Source organism: Acidovorax sp. A79 (assembly GCF_041154505.1).
In the GTDB taxonomy this organism is placed as follows: domain Bacteria; phylum Pseudomonadota; class Gammaproteobacteria; order Burkholderiales; family Burkholderiaceae_C; genus Acidovorax.
Genome location: NZ_AP028672.1, coordinates 2659157 through 2678915 on the forward strand (window position 1 = coordinate 2659157; position 19759 = coordinate 2678915).

At 69.4% G+C, this 19759-nt stretch carries 17 protein-coding genes; 5 read left to right on the forward strand and 12 right to left on the reverse strand.

What is annotated here, in order from left to right; translation table 11 throughout:
• Window positions 1-48 precede the first annotated feature (48 nt).
• The 7 genes from ACAM51_RS12190 to ACAM51_RS12220 form a co-directional block, all read right to left on the reverse strand.
• Window positions 49-1029 (reverse strand): tripartite tricarboxylate transporter substrate binding protein, encoded by a 981-nt coding sequence (locus ACAM51_RS12190; protein WP_218297913.1) that lies wholly within the window; start codon window positions 1027-1029, stop codon window positions 49-51.
• Window positions 1030-1036: 7 nt separating this feature from the next.
• Window positions 1037-1762, reverse strand: coding sequence for an ABC transporter ATP-binding protein (locus ACAM51_RS12195; protein ID WP_218297914.1), 726 nt, complete (start codon window positions 1760-1762; stop codon window positions 1037-1039).
• Window positions 1755-2528, reverse strand: a complete 774-nt coding sequence (locus ACAM51_RS12200) for an ABC transporter ATP-binding protein (protein WP_218297915.1) — start codon at window positions 2526-2528, stop codon at window positions 1755-1757. The genes ACAM51_RS12195 and ACAM51_RS12200 overlap by 8 nt, the downstream gene beginning before the upstream one ends.
• A gap of 1 nt (window position 2529) precedes the next feature.
• A complete protein-coding gene (locus ACAM51_RS12205) occupies window positions 2530-3525 on the reverse strand; it encodes a branched-chain amino acid ABC transporter permease (RefSeq protein ID WP_369643664.1) in 996 nt (331 codons plus the stop codon).
• 1 nt (window position 3526) lies between these two features.
• The gene (locus tag ACAM51_RS12210) at window positions 3527-4399 is read right to left on the reverse strand and encodes a branched-chain amino acid ABC transporter permease (RefSeq protein ID WP_218297917.1); all 873 of its coding nucleotides are present in this window, start codon (window positions 4397-4399) and stop codon (window positions 3527-3529) included.
• Window positions 4400-4733: 334 nt separating this feature from the next.
• Window positions 4734-5921 (reverse strand): ABC transporter substrate-binding protein, encoded by a 1188-nt coding sequence (locus ACAM51_RS12215; protein WP_218297918.1) that lies wholly within the window; start codon window positions 5919-5921, stop codon window positions 4734-4736.
• A 331-nt stretch (window positions 5922-6252) separates the two neighbouring features.
• On the reverse strand, window positions 6253-7032 hold the full coding sequence (locus tag ACAM51_RS12220; RefSeq protein WP_369643665.1) for a GntR family transcriptional regulator: 780 nt from the start codon (window positions 7030-7032) through the stop codon (window positions 6253-6255).
• Between the two features lie 288 nt (window positions 7033-7320).
• On the opposite strand from ACAM51_RS12220, the gene ACAM51_RS12225 reads away from it, so the two are divergent.
• Window positions 7321-8367: a Rieske 2Fe-2S domain-containing protein gene (locus tag ACAM51_RS12225; RefSeq protein ID WP_369643666.1), complete on the forward strand. Its 1047-nt coding sequence runs from the start codon at window positions 7321-7323 to the stop codon at window positions 8365-8367.
• Window positions 8364-9329, forward strand: coding sequence for a 2Fe-2S iron-sulfur cluster-binding protein (locus tag ACAM51_RS12230; RefSeq protein ID WP_369643667.1), 966 nt, complete (start codon window positions 8364-8366; stop codon window positions 9327-9329). The genes ACAM51_RS12225 and ACAM51_RS12230 overlap by 4 nt, the downstream gene beginning before the upstream one ends.
• Window positions 9330-9542: 213 nt before the next feature.
• Here ACAM51_RS12230 and ACAM51_RS12235 read toward each other — a convergent pair whose 3' ends face one another.
• The 3 genes from ACAM51_RS12235 to ACAM51_RS12245 all read right to left on the reverse strand — a co-directional run bounded on the left by ACAM51_RS12235 (window position 9543) and on the right by ACAM51_RS12245 (window position 15691).
• The gene (locus tag ACAM51_RS12235) at window positions 9543-9893 is read right to left on the reverse strand and encodes an HPF/RaiA family ribosome-associated protein (RefSeq protein WP_218297921.1); all 351 of its coding nucleotides are present in this window, start codon (window positions 9891-9893) and stop codon (window positions 9543-9545) included.
• Window positions 9894-10137: 244 nt separating this feature from the next.
• Window positions 10138-12147, reverse strand: coding sequence for a CHASE2 domain-containing protein (locus ACAM51_RS12240; protein WP_369643668.1), 2010 nt, complete (start codon window positions 12145-12147; stop codon window positions 10138-10140).
• Entirely contained in the window at window positions 12119-15691 is a 3573-nt protein-coding gene (locus ACAM51_RS12245; RefSeq protein WP_369643669.1) for a TonB-dependent receptor, read from the reverse strand. The genes ACAM51_RS12240 and ACAM51_RS12245 overlap by 29 nt, the downstream gene beginning before the upstream one ends.
• A 297-nt stretch (window positions 15692-15988) precedes the next feature.
• On the opposite strand from ACAM51_RS12245, the gene ACAM51_RS12250 reads away from it, so the two are divergent.
• Window positions 15989-16861 (forward strand): gamma-glutamyl-gamma-aminobutyrate hydrolase family protein, encoded by an 873-nt coding sequence (locus tag ACAM51_RS12250; protein WP_218298053.1) that lies wholly within the window; start codon window positions 15989-15991, stop codon window positions 16859-16861.
• Between the two features lie 27 nt (window positions 16862-16888).
• Here the strand turns inward: ACAM51_RS12250 and ACAM51_RS12255 are convergent, their stop codons facing one another.
• Window positions 16889-17848, reverse strand: coding sequence for a LysR family transcriptional regulator (locus ACAM51_RS12255; RefSeq protein ID WP_255594962.1), 960 nt, complete (start codon window positions 17846-17848; stop codon window positions 16889-16891).
• A gap of 84 nt (window positions 17849-17932) precedes the next feature.
• Here ACAM51_RS12255 and ACAM51_RS12260 point away from each other — a divergent pair, with 84 nt between their 5' ends.
• Window positions 17933-18289, forward strand: coding sequence for a protocatechuate 4,5-dioxygenase subunit alpha (locus tag ACAM51_RS12260; protein WP_218298055.1), 357 nt, complete (start codon window positions 17933-17935; stop codon window positions 18287-18289).
• A gap of 11 nt (window positions 18290-18300) precedes the next feature.
• Window positions 18301-19146, forward strand: coding sequence for a class III extradiol dioxygenase family protein (locus tag ACAM51_RS12265; protein ID WP_369643670.1), 846 nt, complete (start codon window positions 18301-18303; stop codon window positions 19144-19146).
• A gap of 157 nt (window positions 19147-19303) precedes the next feature.
• Here ACAM51_RS12265 and ACAM51_RS12270 read toward each other — a convergent pair whose 3' ends face one another.
• Window positions 19304-19648 (reverse strand): VOC family protein, encoded by a 345-nt coding sequence (locus ACAM51_RS12270; protein WP_218298057.1) that lies wholly within the window; start codon window positions 19646-19648, stop codon window positions 19304-19306.
• Window positions 19649-19759: the final 111 nt, after the last annotated feature.

A 19759-nucleotide genomic window follows, 5' to 3' on the forward strand; every position in this document is an offset into this window, starting at 1 on the left:
TCCGTGTCGACGCAGCCCCCGGGCGCACCATGCGCCTTGCGGAGCGCCCTACTGCCGCGCGATCTTGGCCCGGGCGATCACATCGGCCCAGCGCCGCGCGTCGGCCGCCAGGTGTTCGCTGGCCTGCGCGGGCGTGCTGCCCTGGGCCTGCAGGTTCAGCTCCAGCAGGCGTTTTTTCACGTCGGGCTGGGCCAGGGCCGCCTGCACTTCGCGCGAGAGCCGCTCCACCACGGCGGGCGGTGTGCGCGCGGGCACGGCCAGGCCGTTCCAGGACGTGACGTTGAAGCCCTCCAGCGGGCCGCCGCTTTCGCGCACCGTGGGCACACCGGGCAGCTGCGGCGCGCGCCGGGCGCCCAGCACGGCCAGCGGGCGCAGGGCCTTGGCGGCGACCTGCGGCATCAGAGCGCCGAGGATGTCCACCATGGCGTCCACCTCGCCGCCGCGCACGGCCGTGATGACCGGCGGCGTGCCGTTGAAGGGCACCACCTGGGCGTCGATGCCGGCGGTCACCTTGAAGAGCTCGGCCGCCAGGTTCTGCGTGGTGCCGATCTGCGGCGTGCCGATGTTGAGCTTGCCCGGGTGGGCGCGGCCATAGGCCAGCAGGTCCGCCAGGGTGGAAAAGCGCCCGCCTTCGCGCACGACGATCGCGAGGTCGAAGGTGGCCAGCAGGGACACCGGCGCGAAGTCCTTGAGGGTGTCGAAAGGCAGCGAATGGAACAGCGCGGCGCTCACCGCCGTGCCGCTGCTGATGAGCAGCAGCGTGTGGCCGTCGGGCTCGGCACGCGCCACCAGTTCGCCCGCCACCACGCCGCCGGCGCTGGGCTTGTTCTCGATCACCACGCTCTGCCCCAGGGGGCCCGCGATTTTCTGGCCCACCGTGCGCGCCGTGATGTCGGCCGCGCCGCCCGCGGCGTTGGGCACCACGATGCGGAGGGGGCGCGAGGGGAACGCCGGCTGCTGCGCCTGGCTCCCGGCCGCGAAAGGCACGGCGCACAACGCCAGCAGGGTTCTGCGGTGCAGGAAGGCCATGGCGGATCTACCGCGCCACGCCCAGCAGGCGGCCGAGCAGCTCGGGCTGCGCCTGCAGCTCGGCGGCCGTGCCGGTGTGCACCACGGTCCCCCGGTCCAGCACGGCGGCCTGGTCGGAGATCGCCAGGATGGCCTGCGGGTGTTGCTCCACGATGATGGCCGACAGGCCTTCTTCGCGCGTGATGCGGCGGATGGCGCGCAACAGCTCTTCCACGATGATGGGCGCCAGGCCTTCGAGCGGCTCGTCGAGCAGCAGCAGGCGCGGGTTGAGCACCAGCGCGCGGCCCACGGCCAGCATCTGCTGCTCGCCGCCCGACAGTTGCGTGCCCAGGTTGGTCTTGCGTTCGGCCAGGCGCGGAAACATTTCGTACACGCGCTCTGGGGTCCAGGGCCGGGCACTGGAACCCTTGCGGCCGGGGCGCGCCACGGCCGTGAGGTTCTCGTGCACCGTGAGCGACTTGAAGATGTTGCGCTCTTGCGGCACCCAGCCGATGCCCGCCGCCGCGCGCTCGTGCGAGGGCAGCCTGTGCAGCACGGCACCGCCCAGCGACACGCTGCCGCCATGCTGGCGCGTGGCCCCCGCCAGGGTGTTGATGAGCGTGGTCTTGCCGGTGCCGTTGCGGCCCAGCAGCGCCAGGGTGTCGCCCTCGGCCAGCGAGAGGGAGATGCCTTGCAGCACCACGGCCTCGCCGTAGCCCGCGCTGAGGCCTTCGATCTTCAACAGCTCAGGCATGCGCATCCTCCCCATGCCCCAGGTACACGGCCTTCACCTGCGGGTCGTTGGCAATCGTGTCCGGGTCACCCTCGGTGAGCACCGTGCCGTTGACCAGCACCGTCATGCGGTTGGCAAAGCTGAAAACCAGGTCCATGTCGTGTTCGATCAACAGCACCGAGACATCGGCGGGCAGTGCCGCCACGGTTTGCAAAAGTTCTTCGCGCTCGCCCGCGGGCACGCCCGCCACGGGCTCGTCGAGCAGCAGCACGCGCGGCTCGCAGGCCAGGGCGATGGCGATCTCCAGCAGGCGGCGCTTGCCGTAGGCCAGCACGCGCGTTTCCTCGGCCATCACGGAGGTCAGGTGGAACTGCTCGAGCAGTTGCTCGCAGCGCTCGGTGACCGCACGGCGCGCGCCCAGCGGCTGCCACCATTTGCCGCCCAGGCCCTGGTGCTGCGACACGGTGAGCGCCAGGGTTTCCAGCGGCGTGAGGCTGTCGAACAGCTGGTTGATCTGGAAGGTGCGCACCATGCCGCGCGCCACGCGCTGGTGCGGCGCCAGGCGCGTGATGTCCTGCCCTTCGAGCACGATGGAGCCTTCGGTGGGCTCCAGCACGCCGGTCAGCAGGTTGATCAGCGTGGTCTTGCCCGCGCCGTTGGGGCCGATGAGCGCATGGCGTGCACCCTTTTTCAGATCGAGCGTGACGTTGTTCGTGGCCGTGATGCCGCCGAAGCGCTTGACCAGTCCCTGCGCCGACAGCACGGTGGTGGAGGTTGTCGTGTTCATATCAATGGCCTCCCGCGCTGGAGCTGGCGCCGGGCTTGCGCCCGGCGCGGAACCAGGTCCAGGGGCGGAACAGGCGGTCGCGCCCGACCAGCACCAGCACCACGAGGAACAGGCCGATCCAGAACGTCCAGTACTGCGGCGTGACGGAGGAGATCACGTCCTGCAGCAGCTTGAAGCCCACGGCGCCCAGGATGCCGCCGTAGAGCCAGCCCACGCCGCCGATCACGAGGATCAGCATCACGTCTGCCGAGCGGTGGAACTCGAACAGGTCGAGCGACGCAAAGCCCGTGGTCTGCGTGAGCAGCGCGCCCGCGGCGCCCGCCAGTGCGGCGGCCAGCGTGTACACCTGCGCCAGCTTGGCCGTGACGGGGATGCCGATGGCCATGGCGCGCAGCCGGTTGTCGCGGATGGCCTTGAGCGTGGCGCCGAACGGCGACTGCACGATGCGCCGCGCGATGAGGAAGAACACCAGCAGCACGGTGAGCGAATACCACGCCGCCGTGCGCCCGTACAGGTCGAACTCGAACTGGCCGAGCACCGGGCCCATCACCACGCCCTGCAGGCCGTCGGCACCGCCGGTCAGCCAGTCGAGCTTGTTGGCCAGCTCCAGCATGATGAGGCCCACGCCCAGCGTGACCATGAGCCGCGTGAGGTCGGTGCCGCGCATGATGGTGAGCGAGGCCATCGCCCCCAGCACCGTGGCCGCCGCGATGCCCACCGCTAGGCCCACCAGCGGGTCGGGCATCACGTGCTTGGCGAACAGCGCCGCCGCATAGCCGCCCAGGCCGAAAAAGGCCGCATGGCCCAACGACACGATGCCGGTGTAGCCCAGGATCAGGTCCAGCGACAGGGCGAACAGCGCCACGATGGCGATCTCGTTGATGATGAGCGCATGGCTGGGCAGCGCCAGCGGCGCCACGAAGGCCAGGATCCAGAAGATGGGTTCCCACCAGCGAAAGCGCCGGGCCTTCAAGAGGATGGAGGTCTGAGCGTTCATCTCATTTCCCTCCCTTGCGGACAAACAGGCCCTGGGGCCGCCAGATCAAAATCACGATCATGAGGCTGTACACGATGAAGGCACCCAGCTTGGGGATGTAGTACTTGCCCGCCACGTCGGCGATGCCCAGCAGCAGCGCGGCCAGCAGCGGGCCGGTGATGGACGAGGTGCCGCCCACCGCCACCACGATCAAAAAGTAGATCATGAACTTGAGCGGAAAGCTCGGATCGAGCCCCAGCACCTCGGCGCCCAGCGCTCCGCCCAGCCCCGCCAGGCCCGAGCCGAACGCGAAGGTGGACAAAAACACGATGTTCACGTTGATGCCCATGCCGGCGGCCACGCGCTGGTCGTCCACGCTGGCGCGCAGGCGGCTGCCGAAGCGGGTCCTGGCCAGCACGTACTGCAGCCCTACCGTGAGCGCCGCGCACACCGCGATGATGAACAGCCGGTAGTGCCCCATGCCCAGCATGAAGGCGCCGCTGCCGATCTCGGTGCGGCCCTTGAGCCATTCGGGCAGCTGCATGATCTGCTGCGTGGAGCCCACGAAGTAGTCCACGCTGGCCACGGCCATGAAGACCAGCCCGATGGAGAACAGCACCTGGTCCAGGTGTGCCTTGTTGTAGAGCGGCCGGTACAGCGTGCGCTCCAGGACCGCCCCCAGCAACGCCGTGCCGACAAAGGCCAGAGGCAGGCACACCAGAAACGGCACGCCCAGCCGCTGCATCAGCAGCACCGTGATGTACCCGCCCGCCATGGCAAAGGCACCGTGCGCCAGGTTGATGAAGTTCATCAACCCCATGGTCACGGCCAGGCCCACCGCCAGGATGAACAGCAGCATGCCGTAGGCAACGCCGTCGAAAAGAATGGTCAGCATGAAATCACTTCAATGAAGACGAACAAGAGTCATGGGCTCGTGCACGGCGCCCTGGCTTCGGCAGGCTCAGCCTGAACGGGTGGTGCCACTCCACAAGCTCAGCCTGAACGGTGACGCCCTGGCTTCGACATGCTCAGCCCGAACGGGTGGAGGAAAGAGGGCCACCGACCCCAAAAACTGGCACGCCCCACACCGGATGGAAAACCGCCCCCGCCCGCAACAACCGGCGCGCCCCAGGCCAGTGCCACCGTGGAACTGGCTTCGCCAGGCCACGGGTGGCGTCCCCCTCCGGGGGAAGGCGCGAAGCGACTCAGGGGGGCTTCCTATCCCGGGGTTACTTGGTTTTTCCGGGGTCCTTCACATCCTTGATCACATCGAACTCCACGTTGTACAGCTGCCCATTCACGCGCTCCACCTTGCGCAGGTACACGTTCTGCACGATGTCGCGGGTCTGCGCGTCGATGAACACCGGGCCGCGCGGGCTTTCAAAAACCTGGCCCTTCATGGCGGCCAGCAGCGCGTCGCCACCACCCGCGCCCTTGGTGGTGCGCAGCGCTTCGTAGATCACGCGCATGCCGTCGTAGCCGCCCACGGCCATGAAGTTGGGGCGCAGGCCCTTGTTGGCCTTCTCGAAGGCATCCACGAACTTCTTGTTCAGCGGCGAGGGGTGCGCGGCCGAGTAGTGGTGCGAGGTGACCACGCCCAGGGCGCCGTCGCCCATGTCGTTGAGCTGGTCGTCATCGGTCACGTCGCCAGTGGCGATGAGCTTGATGCCGGCCTTGTCCATGCCGCGTTCCAGGAACTGCTTCATCACCGCGGCGCCCGCGCCCGAGGGCACGAACACGAACAGCGCGTCGGGCTTGGCGTCGCGCACCTTCTGCAGGAAGGGCGCGAAGTCGGGGTTGCGCAGCGGCACGCGCAGGGCCTCGGTCACCTGGCCGCCGTTGAACGTGAGGCGCTGGTTGAAGTACTTCTCGGCGTCGATGCCGGGGCCATAGTCGCTCACCAGCGTCACCACCTTCTTGATGCCGTTCTTGGGCGCCCAGTCGGCCAGGGCGACCGACACCTGGGGCAGCGTGAAGCTGCTGCGCACCACGTAGGGCGATGCCTCGGTGATGCTCGACGTGGCGGCCGCCATCACCACCAGCGGGGTCTTGGACTGCGTGGCCAGCGGCGCCGTGGCCATGGCCGACGGCGTGATGCCCATGCCGGCGAGCACGTTCACCTTCTCGTTCACCACCAGTTCCTGGGCCAGGCGGCGCGTCACGTCGGGCAGGCTGGTGTCGTCCTTGATGATGAGCTGCACCTTCTTGCCGGCCACGGTGTCGCCGTTCTGCGCCATGTAGAGCTTGGCGGCGGCCTCGATCTGGCGCCCCGTGGTGGCCTGCTGGCCTGTCATGGGCAGGATGAGGCCGATCTTGAAGACGTTGTCCTGCGCCGACGCGGGCACGGCGGCCAGGAGGCCTGCGGACAAAGCCAGGGCGGCAGCGGCCGAGGCGCGAAGAAGGTGGCGTTTTTGCATCGTTGTCTCCTGTGGAATGTCGTTGTATACAGCAACTGCTGGCCGGAGTTTGGAGCGTGGGGCGTCATTTCACAAGTGGGATTTCCGACTTTTAGATATCGCCAAATGGGATAACTAAGCCTTCCGCTGGGTGCCCTGGGGCGGCACCCTGTCCTTCGGGCGCAGAGGGCAGCCACGGGCTGGGGCCAACCCGGACTCGCCGGGGCCGCGCCCGCCTGCTTCATGCGCGGCACCCTGGAGGGCCGACAAAAGTCCACATCGCCGCAGTATCAAAAAGATAGCTGCTGGCGCTTTCCACATATGCCCCGAACCCCATTTTTCCGCCCAAGAATCACCCGCGCTCGCGGATGAGCCCCACCCCCGGCAGCCCCTGCACCTGCGCCGCCTGCACGGCCGCCAGCAGGTTGCGCCGGGTGATGCGCGAGTGTTCGCGCATGATGGCCTCCGCCCGCGCGCCCTCGCGACGTTCGATGGCATCCAGGGCCTGGCGGTGCTGGTCCTGCGCCACCACCAGCATGTCGCGCGCCGCGTGCGAATGCGTCTGGACCACCACGAAGGCCGAGGGCGACGCGAAGGGCAGGCCCTTGACGCGGTCCAGCTCGCGTGCAATGACATCGCTGCCCACCATGCGGCTGAGCAGCAGGTGAAAACGCGCGTTGAGCTCCACGTAGCGCGCGAAGCCCTCGTCGTCCAGCGTGCGCGGAACCAGGGCGGCATCGATGTCGTCCAGGCAGGCGTGGGCCTGGGCCAGCACGGCGGCCTCCACGCCGCGCTCGGCGGCCAGGCGCGCGGCCAGCCCTTCCATGGTGCCGCGCAATTCGATGGCATCGGCGACATCCGTCTCGGAGAAGGTGCGCACCGCATACCCGCCCCCGGGCAGCCGGTGCAAAAGCCCTTCCTGCTCCAGCCGCATCAGCGCCGCGCGGATGGGCGTGCGCGACACCCCCAGTTTTTCCACGAGCGTCAGTTCGGCGATGCGCGCACCGCCCGGCAGCTCGCCCGCCAGGATCATCTCGCGCAGCCGCAACTGCGCCTTCACGGCCTGGGAGGCGCCCGCGTCAGCCACGGGGGAAGGACCGGAAGCGGTCACGGGGTCGTCGTTCAGATTCATGGGGGGAGCTCCACGCCCGGCCTTGCGCAGGCCAGCGAAGAAATACACAGACAGAGGCGCCATGTTGCGCCCCTCAATGTATACAGAAATTTCCCCCTGGATTCACAACACGCCCAGCAAAATCAATCAAAACAACAACTTATAGGCCATGCCAATGTGCGATAGCTGATTTCGCTGATTTTTATGTATACAGCGCCGCCGGCATTTCGCACAATTCGGACCAACGCCCAGGCTTTGCGGCCGTGCCGCCCCGGGCCCCACGACCCCCACAGAAAGAGACAAACCGCCATGTATCCCAAGAACGCCTGGTACGTCGCCTGCACACCCGACGAAATCGCGGACAAGCCCCTGGGCCGCACCATCTGCGGCGAGAAGATCGTGTTCTACCGCCCCGCGCCCGACCAGGTCGCCGCGCTCGACGACTTCTGCCCCCACCGGGGCGCACCGCTGTCGCTGGGCACCGTGTGCGACGGCCACCTGCAATGCGGCTACCACGGCCTGCGGGTGGAATGCACGGGCAAGTCGGTGTCCATGCCCGGCCAGCGCGTGCAGGGGTTTCCCAAGGCGCGCAGCTTTCCGGTGGTGGAGCGCTACGGCTTCATCTGGGTGTGGCCCGGCGACGCGGCCCAGGCGGACCCGGCCACCATCCACCACCTGCCCTGGGCCGACAACCCCGAATGGGCCTATGGCGGCGGGCTGTACCACATCGCCTGCGACTACCGCCTGATGATCGACAACCTGATGGACCTCACGCACGAGACCTACGTGCATGCCACCAGCATCGGGCAAAAGGAAATCGACGAGGTGCCCTGCAAGACCCGCGTGGAGGGCGACGAGGTCATCACCAGCCGCTTCATGGAAGGCATCGAAGCCCCGCCGTTCTGGAAGATGGCGCTGCGCATGAACGGCCTGCCCGACGACCAGCCCGTGGACCGCTGGCAGATCTGCCACTTCACGCCACCGAGCCACGTGCTGATCGAAGTGGGCGTGGCGCTGGCCGGCCACGGTGGCTACGACGCGCCGGCCGACAAGAAGGCGTCGAGCATCGTGGTGGACTTCATCACGCCCGAGACCGAGACCTCCATCCACTACTTCTGGGGCATGGCGCGCAACTTCAAGCCGCAGGACCCGTCGCTCACCACGCAGATCCGCGAGGGCCAGGGCAAGATCTTTGCCGAAGACCAGCAAATGCTGGAGCTGCAGCAGCAGAACCTGCTGCGCTACCCCGAGCGCAAGCTGCTCATGCTCAACATCGACGCGGGCGGCGTGCAATCGCGCAAGGTGCTGGACCGCGCCCTGGCGGCCGAACGCGCGCCCGCGGAGCAGCCGGCATGACCGCGCAGGAGACCCTGCAGGTCCGCGTGGCCAGCAAGCGGGCCGAGGCCGAAGGCATCGCCAGCTTCGAGCTGGCGCGCGTGGACGGCGCGGCGCTGCCCCCTTTCAGCGCGGGCTCGCACATCGACGTGCACCTGCCCGGGGGGCTGACCCGGCAGTACTCGCTGTGCAACGCCTCGCACGAATCGCACCGCTACCGCATCGCGGTGCTGCGCGACCCCGCTTCGCGTGGCGGCTCGGTTGCCATGCACGACAGCGTGCACGAGGGCGACGTGATCACCATCAGCACGCCGCGCAACCACTTCGCGCTGCACCCGGCGCAGCGCACGCTGCTCCTGGCGGGCGGCATCGGCGTGACGCCGCTGCTGTGCATGGCCGACCGGCTGGCGCACACGGGCGCCGACTTCACGCTGCACTACTGCACCCGCTCGGCCGAACGCACGGCGTTCGCCGGCGAGATCGCGGCCTCGGCCATGGCGCCGCACACGCAGTTCCACTTCGATGCGGGCGCTCCCGGCCAGAAGCTCGACCTGCCCGCGGCGCTGGCCGGCCCCGGGCCCGACAAGCGCCTGTATGTGTGCGGCCCCCCGGGCTTCATCGACCACGTGGTGACCACCGCCAAGGCCCTGGGCTGGCCGCAGGACCATATCCACCTCGAATACTTTGGCACCCCCGCGCAGGACACCTCGGGCGATCAGGACTTTGACGTGCGCATTGCCAGCACCGGCAAGGTCTACCGCATTGCCTGCGATGTGTCGGTGGTGGAGGCCCTGCGCAGCGAAGGCATCGACATCCTGACCTCGTGCGAGCAGGGCGTGTGCGGCACCTGCCTCACGCGCGTGCTGGAGGGCGAGGTGGACCACCGGGACATGTACCTCACCGACGAAGAAAAAGCGGGCAACGAGCAGTTCATGCCCTGTTGCTCGCGCGCGCGCAGCAAGCTGCTGGTGCTGGATCTGTGAAATTGACCTCCCCCTGAGTCGCCCGTGGCTCCGTCCTCCTGAAGGGGGACGGAGCCCCCGAAGCGGGGCGGTTGTTGCTTGGGCGGGCCTCGCGGGGGGCACGCCCAGCTCATGCACCCGCTCCAGGACAAACACCAGGCTCCTGGAAAAGCTCCTGAATTTATAGCTGCCAGCGCTTATCCATCAAGCGCTGGCGGCCAATTTCATTCAAAACTACTCTTCCACCGCCGTCCGGATGGTGTCGCGGCCGTGGCGGTCCTTGGCCCGGCCCAGGTCGGTATCGAGGGCGCGGCCCAGCTTGTCGGCGGCACCGATGAAGGCGTTGGCCATCTTGTCGGCTTCGTCGGTCACGGTGATGGGCTGGCGACCCGTCACGCGCGCTTCGATGCGGCAGCGCTTGTCGTTGGCGCCGGACTTGCCCGCATCCAGGTCCGACAGAAACACCTCCAGCCGCGTGACGTGATCCTGAAAGCGCGACAGGCGGCTTCTGGATTCATCCGTGATCCACTGCGCGAGCGACTCGCCGCCGTGGATGTGGTCGTCTGTGTTGACGTGTACTTGCATCGGGGTTCCTTTCAGATGACGTTGCTTGAGAAACCTGTCTGACTGGGAGTCGTCGGCTGCGGATTGGCCGCAGCGGTCCATTTTTTTACCGTCTTTGGCCCCATGGCTCGGCCATGGGGCTGCAAATCCAGCAAAACCATCCTCGCTGGGCCAATCTTCGCTTCGACGCTCCAGGTCAGACAGGCTCCTGACCCCATGATGGCACCGCGGGCCATGTCCCCGGTGAATACATGTCAAAACATCCTCACAACTTGTCCAGCGCCACGGCGGGCGACCAGTCGCCGCCAGCGGGCAAGGCGCGCGCCAGGGCCACGCGCTCCTGCAGGCGCAGCGCCGCCGCATCGCCGGGCACGCGCGCCAGCACCTGCGCCAGATGGCCATTGGCGCGCTCCCAGTCGCGCGCATGGAAGGCGCCCAGCGCCGCCAGGCTGGCATCGCGCACCACGGCATCGTCGCAGGGCGTGAACACGCGCACCGGCTCGGTCTTGCCCTTGACGATCACATCGTCCAGCGCGCGCAGCGCCACCGAGGCGGGCAACTGCGCGGCCGTGGCGGCCGACAGCAGGATGCCCGTGCCAAACGCCTTGTTGGCCCCCTCCAGCCGGGCCGCGAGGTTCACCGCGTCGCCGATCGCGGTGTACGAGAAGCGCTGTTCCGACCCGACGTTGCCCACCACCACCCGCCCCGTGTGCAGGCCGATGCGCATGTGGATGGGCGGCAGCCCCCGCGCCACGAGGTCGGCCACCAGCGCCTGCATCGCCTGCTGCATGGCGATGGCCGCCTGCACCGCATGCGCGGCATGCTGCGGGTCGTCCAGCGGCGCGCCCCAGAACGCCATCACGGCATCGCCGATGAACTTGTCCACCGTGCCGCCGCTGGCATGCACGATGGGCGTCATCGCGTTGAAATAGCCGGTGAGGACCTCCACGGTCTGCTCCGCGCTCAGCTGCTCGGACAAGGTGGTGAAGTTGGCCAGGTCGGTGAACATCAGCGTCACCTCGCGCGCCTCGCCGCCCAGGCGCATCAGCCCGGGCTGCGCGATGAGGCGCGAGACCACGGCGGGGGGCACGTACTGCGCGAACATCGCCCGCGTCTGGCGGGCCCGCTGGCGCACGATGGCAAAGCCCACGAGCGCGGCCGCGCCATAGACGGCCACCGCGGCCGCGGCGGGCAGCAGCGGCGGCCACCAGAGGCGAAAACCGGCGAACAGCCACCACGACACCGCCCCCATCGCCACCACCAGCGCCCCCGTGAGCGCCGCCGCGCCCGCCGGGTGCAGGCGGCGGCTGCCCCACAGCAGCACGGGCACCAGCAAGGCGGTGAGCGCGAGCGTCCAGCCCTCCGAAACGCTGCGCAGCCCGCCGCCGGACAGGAAGTTGTCCACCAGCGTGGCCTGCAGCTCCACCCCCGGGAACAGCCGCTCGCCCCCCGCCGTGCCAAACGGCGAATTGAAGAGATCGGCCTGCGAGCGCGTGAGCTCGGTGGCCGTGCGCGCCGAGCGCCCCACCAGCACGATCTTGCCTTTGAAGAAGCCCGCGGGCAGCAGGCCCGGCTCCAGCGCCTGGTAGTACGAGCGCGTGTCAAAGGTGCCACGCGGGCCCCGGTAGCCAATCCAGTCGAAGTGGCGCAGCACCGGCATCTGGCCGCGCGCCTCGGCCGCGCGCTGCGCCAGGCGCAACGCAAAACTCTCGCGCGCCACCGGGGCGCGGCGCACCACGAAGTCGTCGTCCGGCTCCACGCCGGCATCGCCCGCATCGGCACCGGCGTCCAGAAAACGCTGCAGCGGCAGAACGTCCATCCACAGCGCGGCGTTGGCACTGTCGATCTTCTCGCGGGTGGCGGCCAGGACCACGGGGCCGGTCTCGGCGATGCTGCGCGCCAGGGCGGCGTCTTGCGCCTCGGTGGACGGGTCGGCGAACACGATGTCCAGGCCCACGGCGGCGGCGCCCTCCGCGTGCAGGCGCCGCAGCAGGGCCGCATGCATGCCGCGCGGGAACGGCCAGGTCTGCTGCAGTTCCTGGAAGGTGGGTTCGTCGATCGCCAGGATCACCACGGGCAGGCCCGGACGCTGCGGCGCGGCCAGGGCCGTGAGCACGTCGAAGGTCTTGAACTCCAGCGCGTGCCACGGGCGGCTGAGCGTGGCGGCGCCCACCAGCAGCAGCGCCAGCGCGCAGGCCCCCAGCGACAGCAGCCGCTGCCGGCGCCGCGCGGTGGGCGCGGCAGGCTCAGAAGCGGTAGCGCGCGTCCAGGACATAGCGGGTCTTCCTGCGGTCCGACTTCGGCGCCCACAGGTTCATGGCGGCCACACCCACGACCCAGTGCTTGTCCTGCGATTCCCAGAATCCCATGAGGTCCACGCCCCAGCCCGGCGCGATGCGCGTGAGGTTCTCCTTGTCCTCGAAGCGCTCCGACCGGTACACCGCGCGGCCGCTCAGGTACAGCCGCTGCGGGCTGGCCCAGGTGGCGCCCACCGCCAGCGTGTGGCGCGGGATGTAGGGGATGCGGCCCACGGGCACGTCCGCGTCGTGGCTGCGGCTTTCGCTGCCCTGGTAGAGGTACTTGGCATAGCCCGACCAGCGCCGGCTGAACATGTGGTTGAGGCCCGCGCCCAGGGTCTTGAGCGTGCCGGAGTCGAAGCTGGGCGTGTCTTCCAGCAGGTCGGTGGTCGAGAGGTTGACGAGCTGCGCGTTGCGCATTTCTTCGAGGAACGGCAGGCTGGGCGTGCGCAGGTCCACGCCCACGGTGCCGGGGTTGCGCACGCGCAGGTGGTCCGCGCGCAGGTTCAGGAAGGTGCTAGCACCCAGCTCCAGGCCCACCTGCGCCACGGTGCGCTTGTGGCGGCCGCCGGCCTCGACCAGACGGTCCTCGACGGGAATCCCCGCCGTTTCCATGCTGGTGAGCGTCGATACGCTGAGCGGGCGCAGCCAATCCTGATAAGCCATGCGCACCGTGGTGCCCTGCGCTGGCTGCCAGACGAGGCCGACGCGCGGCGTGACCACGCGTTCCATCTCGGCGCGGCGCGCCTCCTCCTCGCTGAAGTGGTCCAGATTCACCAGGTAGCTCTGCGTCAGGCCATCGACGCGGTGGCGTATCTGCTGCAGGCCCAGCGCCGCATCCAGGTTCAGCGCGGGGTCCAGGCGCTGGGTCGTGGCCAGGGTCAGGGCGGTGTAGCGCCGGTCCACGCGGTTGTACCCGCCCACCAGCAGGTAGTCGCGGTACTCGCCCACGCCCGGGATGTTGGCGCCCACGGCCGCCTCGCCCCCGATCAGGTTGTTCTGGCGTTCGCGCACATGCTCCAGCGCCACGCTCCAGCGGCTGCCGGGCGCGGTGTCCACCGTATGGCGCAGTTGCAGGTCGGTGAACTGTTTCTTGGGTTCGCTGCTCACGCCCATCAGGCTCACGAAGGGCGGCTGCAGATACAGCGTGGGGTAGCGCAGCAGCAGGATGTCCTCCACGCTGCGCCCCAGCTTGATCCAGGTCTGCTCGGTCGGCCCCCAGCGGTAGGACATGCCCAGGGCGCCCTGGGTGCTCTTGTTGTCCATGGAGGTCTCGAACAGGTTCTGGCTGCGCAGGCGCATGTCGAACTGGTTCACATAGGCAAACAGGTTGATGCGCTCGGTGGGCTGCATGCCTGCGCCCACCGTGACCGCGCGTGCGCGCACGTCGCCATAGCCGCCCCGCACGGCCGGGGCATCGTTGACCTGCAGATCGAACGGAAACTCGCTGGCATTGGCCGACTGCGCCTTGAAGAACCACGACACGGGCACGTGGGTGTTGTCCATGCCGTTGAGGGTGACCGCGGGCGCCCGCATGCGGTACAGGTCCTTGTCCAGCGTCACCCCCACGGCCCCGTGCGCGCCCGGCTGCTGCAGCAGCGACGAATACCGCTGGCTCGCGCCAAACGCCATCGGGTCCGTGAGGAAGCCCTGGAACAGCGCCGAGTTCTTGTTGAACTCGCCCGGGTAGCGGTCCGCCAGGAACAGGTGGCTGCCGCCCCAGTACGGGTAGAAGCTCTGCTGCGCCAGCTCCAGCGCCCAGTCCTCCATGCCGAAGAACGCGAGCGAGGCGCCCAGGTTGGCGCTGCCCTTCTGGTCATTGGCCACCTGGTTGAGGGACTTGAGATAGGGCATGCGTTCGACGGCGGCGCGGGCCGCCTCCACGGCCTCGCCAGGCTGGAACAGGTCGGTGTGGATCTGCGCGAGCAGCATGTACGGGACGGGGTCCTTGTCGTCCAGGGCGCTGGCCTGGTGCAGCGTGGCCAGGGCATCCTGGTGGCGGCCGAGCTGGTAGTACGCCACGGCCGTCCAGGTCTTGGCGCGCGCGTAGCGGGGCTCCATCACCCCGGCGCGCAGGAACACGTCGAGCGCGGCCTGCGGCTGGCCCTGCTTGAGGTGCAGCAGCCCCTGCCCCGTGAGCGCCACATAGTCCGCCGGGTTCTCGCCGAGCGCCGTGTTGAATGCCTGGCCCGCCTCCGTGAACTGGTTGGCGAAGGTCTCCAGCGTGCCCAGTTCGCCCCAGGCGCCCGGGCTCTGCGGCGCGAGCGCCAGGGCCTGCTTCAGGCTGGCGCGGGCCGGACCGGAGTCCTCGCGCTCCGTGTGCGCGCTGCCCAGGCCCTGCCAGCCGCGCGCGTCGCCCCCGGCCAGCCGCGTGGCCTCGGTGTAGGCCGCCAGCGTGGCGGGAGCATCGCCCCGGCGGCGGGCCAGCTCGGCGCGCACCAGGGCGATCTCCGCGTGCGCGGTGCCCTGCGCCGGGGCCAGCGTGGCCGTGGCGTCCTCCACGCGGTCGCTCAGCATCTGCACCCGGGCCAGCTGGGCCACCAGTGCGGGGTGCGCGGGCCAGTGCTGCAACGCCGTGCGCAGGGTCTGCGCGGCGGCGGCACCATCGCCGTCCATGAGCTGCAGGTCCGACTGCATCAGCCACGCGGGCAGCGGGGCGGCGGCCGGCGCGGCGGCGGCGAGCTGGCGCGCCAGCAGTTCGCGGGCGGCCAGCACCTCGCCGGACTGCAGCGCGATGGCGGCGTCCATCACCGCCGCCCACGGTGCGGGCGCCTGGCCCCGCGCCTGCGCCAGCGCGGCGCGGGCGGTGGCCAGATCGCGGGCGGCCAGCGCGGCGCGCACCGGCGCGAGCGGCGGCGGCACGGGCTCGGCGGCGAGGTGCGGCACGGGGTCGGCGCGCAGGGCGTTCACCCACTGGATGCGGTCGCGCGGCTGGCTCAGCACGAGCTTGACCGGGGCCTTGCCCACCTCGGCGATGGCGGCCTCGTTGGCGCCCACCGAGACCTGGCCCTGCGCATTGGAGAACTCCACCGTGCCCGACAGCACCGTGAGCAGCGTGCGGCCATCGTCCTCCACGGCGAGGTCCCAGTCCGTGCCGCGGATCGCGGCGGTGGCGGCCGGCGTCTCCAGGTTCAGCCGGCTGCCATCGGCCCGGCGCGTCTGCGTCCACGCGCGCCCGGCGTTGAGCAGCAGGGTGGTCACGGGCTGGGCCGGCGTGGCCACGCCCTTGACCTGCAGCACGGTGTTCTGGTGCAGGCGCAGCTGCGTGTCGTCGGCGAACAGCAGGGCCATCTTGGCGGCCTGGCGCGTGCGCACGAAGTCGCCCGTGGCCAGGGCCTGGGCGGGGCGGGCGGGCTGCCAGTCGGCGGCGGCCGCGGCGCGCTGGTCGCCCGTACCCTGCAGGCTGACGATCTCCGCGGCCGCGCCCGCGGGCACGGCCGCGTGGCCGGAGAGCGGCCAGGCCAGGGCGGTCAACGCGGCCAGCGCCGTGAGGGCGGGCAGGCAATTCTTCTTGTGGGGCATGTCGTGGACTTTCGGGGAAGGCTGGAATGGCACCCGCCGGGCGCAACCTCCCTGGCGCCCGGCGTGCAGAAATTATCACGAGCCCCGGCCCCGCAGCCCCCCGCCTTCACGCTGCATGCGCTTGCATTTTCATGAAGAAAGCCACATTTCGCAGCATCAAGTCAGGGCCCGGGGATCGCGCACCACCCCGCACGGCCCCTTCCTACAGACGCCGTGCGGGGTCGGTGCTACAAATTGGCATACCCCTTGCATCGCACCGGGTGCACACCATTTGCGTACTGCCCGGAGCCCTCCACCATGCCCGCTTCCCGCCGCCTCAAGATTGGTCTGTCCGCCTGTTTCCAGCATGCCGACCCCACCCGCCCGCTTTTCACCGGCAAGACGCTGCAGTATGTCGAGCAGTCCATCGCGCACTGGCTCATGTCCGCCGGCGCGATGGTCGTGATGGTGCCCTGTCCCACGGGCGAGACGGCGCGCGGCGACGTGACGCTCGCGCACTACGCCGACTGGCTCGACGGCGTGGTCATGCACGGCGGCGCCGACGTCTGGCCGGGCAACTACGGCGAGGAGCCGCTGCGCGAGGAGTGGCTGGGCGACCGGGTGCGCGACCTGTACGACCTGGCCGTGGTGAAAGCGTTCGCCGAGGTGCGCAAGCCCATCTTCGGCGTCTGCCGGGGCCTGCAGCTGATCAACGTGGCGTTTGGCGGTGCGCTCTACCAGGACCTGCAGACCCAGCACCCCGGGGCGCTGGAGCACCGCAACGCGACCACGTACGACCAGCATTTCCACGACATCCATATCGTGCCGGACTCGCACCTGGCCAAGCTGTATCCCGACACGCCCCGCGCCCGCGTCAACAGCATCCACCACCAGGGCATCAAGCGGGTGGCGCCGGATTTTGTCGTCGAGGCCCTGAGCGAACCCGACGGCGTGCCCGAAGCGATCCGCCTGAAGCCCGCGCCAGGGCGCGGCTACATCGCCGCCACGCAGTGGCATCCGGAATTTCACAAGGTGGGCGCGGACACCTTGGACGACACCGCCATCCTCGACGACTTCCTGTCCGCCTGTGCGCTGGCCAAGGCCAACCCCCCGCCGCACCGCGGCCCCCTGCGCATCCGCGACCGGGCGACACGGATGCTGCGGCAGGCGCTGCACAGGACCCGGGAGTGAGCGCACGCCGCGCCCAGGCGCGGCGCCTCAGGCGGGCTGCGCCCGCACGGCTTGCCCGGCCTTGACCTCGGCGCCCGGGCCGCCGGCCAGGGCCGTCCCCACCACATCCTCCATCTGCGCCCGCAGCCAGCGGTGCGCCGCATCCTGCTGGTAGCGCGCGTGCCAGACCAGGTACATCGGCAGGCGCGGGCAAGGCACCGGCACGGGCGCGCTGGCCAGCGCCGAGAGCGCCGTGCGGCCCAGCAGCGAGGGGGCGGTGGTGAGCAGCGGCGTGCCGCGCACGAAGGCGGGCAGCGCCCCGAAGCCCGGCACGCGCACCGCGAAGCGGCGGTGCAGGCCGCGGGCCGCCAGCTGGCGGTCCAGCGCCAGGCCGCGGTGCGCCTCATAGGCCACCGTCACATGCGCCGCCGCGAGATAGTCCTGCGCGTCGCGCGGCGCCTCGCGCACGGCAGGGTCGTAAAACACCCGGTACTGGTCCTCGAACAGGCGCTTTTGCAGGATGTCGGTGCCGTCCGGCGGGCGCGGGGTGATGGCCAGCTGGCATGCATCCGAGCGCAGCAGGTCCGCGCCGGGCGCGCCGCTGGGCACGATGCGCAGCGTGACATCGGGCGCGGCCTCGCGCAGGCGGGCGGCCAGGGGCGGCAGCAGCAGGTCGCGCTGGAAATCGTTGGCGGCCAGGGTCAGGTCGGCCCGCCAGCGGGCGGGGTCGAACGCGCAGCCCTGCGCGAACTGCTGCATCTGGCGCAGCAGCTCGCGCGCCGGCGCCGCCAGGCTTTCGGCCCGCGCGGTGGGCACGATACCCCGCCCCCGCTTGACGAACAGCGGGTCTCCCGTGATGGCGCGCAGCTTGCCCAGCAGGTGGCTCACCGCCGACTGCGTGACGCCCAGGCGGGCGGCGGCGGCGGTGATGCTGCCGGTTTCCAGGACCGCCACCAGCAGTTGCAGCAGGTGGGCGTCCAGGCCGGACCAATCATCGATTCTGCTCATGCGTTCGATGATCTTTGCCCCCTTCATCTTTGGCAATGCACGCCCGACACTGCGGCCTGACCTACATCAAGCCACGGAGACATCGTGACCACGAAACCCACCCCGCCGCGCCCCATCCCGGGCACCACGCCGTTCGACGGCGCCCAGGCCCGCAAGGGCTATGCGCTCAACAAGATGTGCTTCTCGTTCAACGACGAGGCCAACCGCAAGGCCTTCGCCGAGGACGAGGAGGCCTACATGCAGCAGTACGGCCTGAACGCGCAGCAGGCCGCCGCCATCCGCGCCAGGAACGTGCTGCAGCTCATCGCGGCGGGCGGCAACGCCTACTACCTGGCCAAGTTCGCGGGCATCTTCAAGCTCGACATGCAGGACATCGGCGCGCAGCAGACGGGCATGACCAAGGACGAATTCAAGGCCATGCTCGTGGCCGCAGGCCAATAAGGAGACATCACATGGCACAACTCATCGGTGGCCTCGGCACCTCGCACATCCCCGCCATTGGCGGCGCCATCCACAAGGGCCTGCAGAACGAGCCCTACTGGAAACCCTTCTTCGACGGCTTTCCGCCCATCCGCCAGTGGCTGCAGGCCCGCAAGCCCGATGTGGTCGTGACGTTCTACAACGACCACGGCCTGAACTTCTTCCTCGACAAGATGCCCACCTTCGCCGTGGGCGCCGCCGCCGAGTACCACAACGCCGACGAGGGCTGGGGCATTCCCACGCTGCCGCCATTCGCGGGCGAGGTGGACCTGTCGTGGCATCTCATCAACACGCTGATCGACCAGGAGTTCGACGTGACCACCTGCCAGGAGATGCTGGTGGACCACGCCTGCACGCTGCCGCTCAAGCTCTTCTGGCCCGAGGGCGACTGCCCCGTGACGGTGGTGCCGGTGTGCATCAACACCGTGCAGTTCCCGCTGCCGTCGGCCAAGCGCTGCTATGCGCTGGGCAAGGCCGTGGGCCAGGCCATCCAGAGCTGGGACAGCGACAAGAAGGTGGCGGTGATGGCCTCCGGCGGCCTGAGCCACCAGCTCGACGGCGAGCGCGCGGGCTTCATCAACAAGGCGTTCGACCTGCAGTTCATCGAGAGCCTGACCACCAACCCTGAATGGGCCACGCAGTTCAGCGTGCACGAGCTGGTGGAGAAGACGGGCACCCAGGGCGTGGAGCTGCTGATGTGGCTGGCGATGCGCGGCGCGCTCAGCGCCGCCGCGCCGGGCGTGCGCCGCGTGCACAGCAACTACCACATCCCGATCTCGAACACCGCCACCGCTGTCATGGCGCTGGAGGCGGTGTAGCACGGTGGACGGCAGCCCAGGCGCCCAGAACCTGCCCAGGGGTTCTGGATGCGCGGGCTAGCAGCCGCGCACCGCGACTGGCATCCCATCCAGGCAAGGAAGGCGCGCGGCGCCACCAAGGCCTCGAACGGGTTCCAAGGAACGCTGGCCGCCGCCTTCAACGCCCTGCCGGCTGGTGCAGGCCAAAGCGGACCCCACCGGGGTCCGTGCACATGAGAAACACGCCAAAGCCGGGCTCCTGCGGCCCCGGAGGCTGCACGGTCCCTCCCAGCGCCAGCACACGCTGGGCCGCCTGCGTCGCATCGGCCACTTCAAAGAAGGGGGTGATGGCCCGCGCAGGGTCCGCGCCATGCAGGCCGACGTTCATGTTCCCATTGCGAAACCAGCCCTCGCCCTCCTTCTCCGTGGGCTCGAAGGCCCATTGAAAGAGGTGGCTGAAAAACTGCTGCGAAACCAGGGCGTTTTCGGCTCCAATTTCAAGGAATGAGACGTTGGCGTGCATCGGAAGCTCCATCTGAAAAAAACAGGTCAGGTTCGCCAGTCTGGGCTGCTTGCGCCTGTCCGTCTTGAAGAAAAATGACCTGGGGGTTCCGGTGCCTCGGACCGCGGCCCC

Excerpts from the sequence above, each read along its gene's own strand:
- ACAM51_RS12215 (WP_218297918.1), bottom strand. The coding sequence starts at position 5,921 with ATGCAAAAACGCCACCTTCTTCGCGCCTCGGCCGCTGCCGCCCTGGCT.
- ACAM51_RS12265 (WP_369643670.1), top strand. The coding sequence starts at position 18,301 with ATGGCACAACTCATCGGTGGCCTCGGCACCTCGCACATCCCCGCCATT.
- ACAM51_RS12190 (WP_218297913.1), bottom strand. The coding sequence starts at position 1,029 with ATGGCCTTCCTGCACCGCAGAACCCTGCTGGCGTTGTGCGCCGTGCCT.
- ACAM51_RS12245 (WP_369643669.1), bottom strand. The coding sequence starts at position 15,691 with ATGCCCCACAAGAAGAATTGCCTGCCCGCCCTCACGGCGCTGGCCGCG.
- ACAM51_RS12270 (WP_218298057.1), bottom strand. The coding sequence starts at position 19,648 with ATGCACGCCAACGTCTCATTCCTTGAAATTGGAGCCGAAAACGCCCTG.
- ACAM51_RS12225 (WP_369643666.1), top strand. The coding sequence starts at position 7,321 with ATGTATCCCAAGAACGCCTGGTACGTCGCCTGCACACCCGACGAAATC.
- ACAM51_RS12220 (WP_369643665.1), bottom strand. The coding sequence starts at position 7,032 with ATGAATCTGAACGACGACCCCGTGACCGCTTCCGGTCCTTCCCCCGTG.
- ACAM51_RS12210 (WP_218297917.1), bottom strand. The coding sequence starts at position 4,399 with ATGCTGACCATTCTTTTCGACGGCGTTGCCTACGGCATGCTGCTGTTC.
- ACAM51_RS12255 (WP_255594962.1), bottom strand. The coding sequence starts at position 17,848 with ATGAGCAGAATCGATGATTGGTCCGGCCTGGACGCCCACCTGCTGCAA.
- ACAM51_RS12250 (WP_218298053.1), top strand. The coding sequence starts at position 15,989 with ATGCCCGCTTCCCGCCGCCTCAAGATTGGTCTGTCCGCCTGTTTCCAG.
- ACAM51_RS12230 (WP_369643667.1), top strand. The coding sequence starts at position 8,364 with ATGACCGCGCAGGAGACCCTGCAGGTCCGCGTGGCCAGCAAGCGGGCC.
- ACAM51_RS12240 (WP_369643668.1), bottom strand. The coding sequence starts at position 12,147 with ATGTCCTGGACGCGCGCTACCGCTTCTGAGCCTGCCGCGCCCACCGCG.
- ACAM51_RS12205 (WP_369643664.1), bottom strand. The coding sequence starts at position 3,525 with ATGAACGCTCAGACCTCCATCCTCTTGAAGGCCCGGCGCTTTCGCTGG.
- ACAM51_RS12195 (WP_218297914.1), bottom strand. The coding sequence starts at position 1,762 with ATGCCTGAGCTGTTGAAGATCGAAGGCCTCAGCGCGGGCTACGGCGAG.
- ACAM51_RS12235 (WP_218297921.1), bottom strand. The coding sequence starts at position 9,893 with ATGCAAGTACACGTCAACACAGACGACCACATCCACGGCGGCGAGTCG.
- ACAM51_RS12200 (WP_218297915.1), bottom strand. The coding sequence starts at position 2,528 with ATGAACACGACAACCTCCACCACCGTGCTGTCGGCGCAGGGACTGGTC.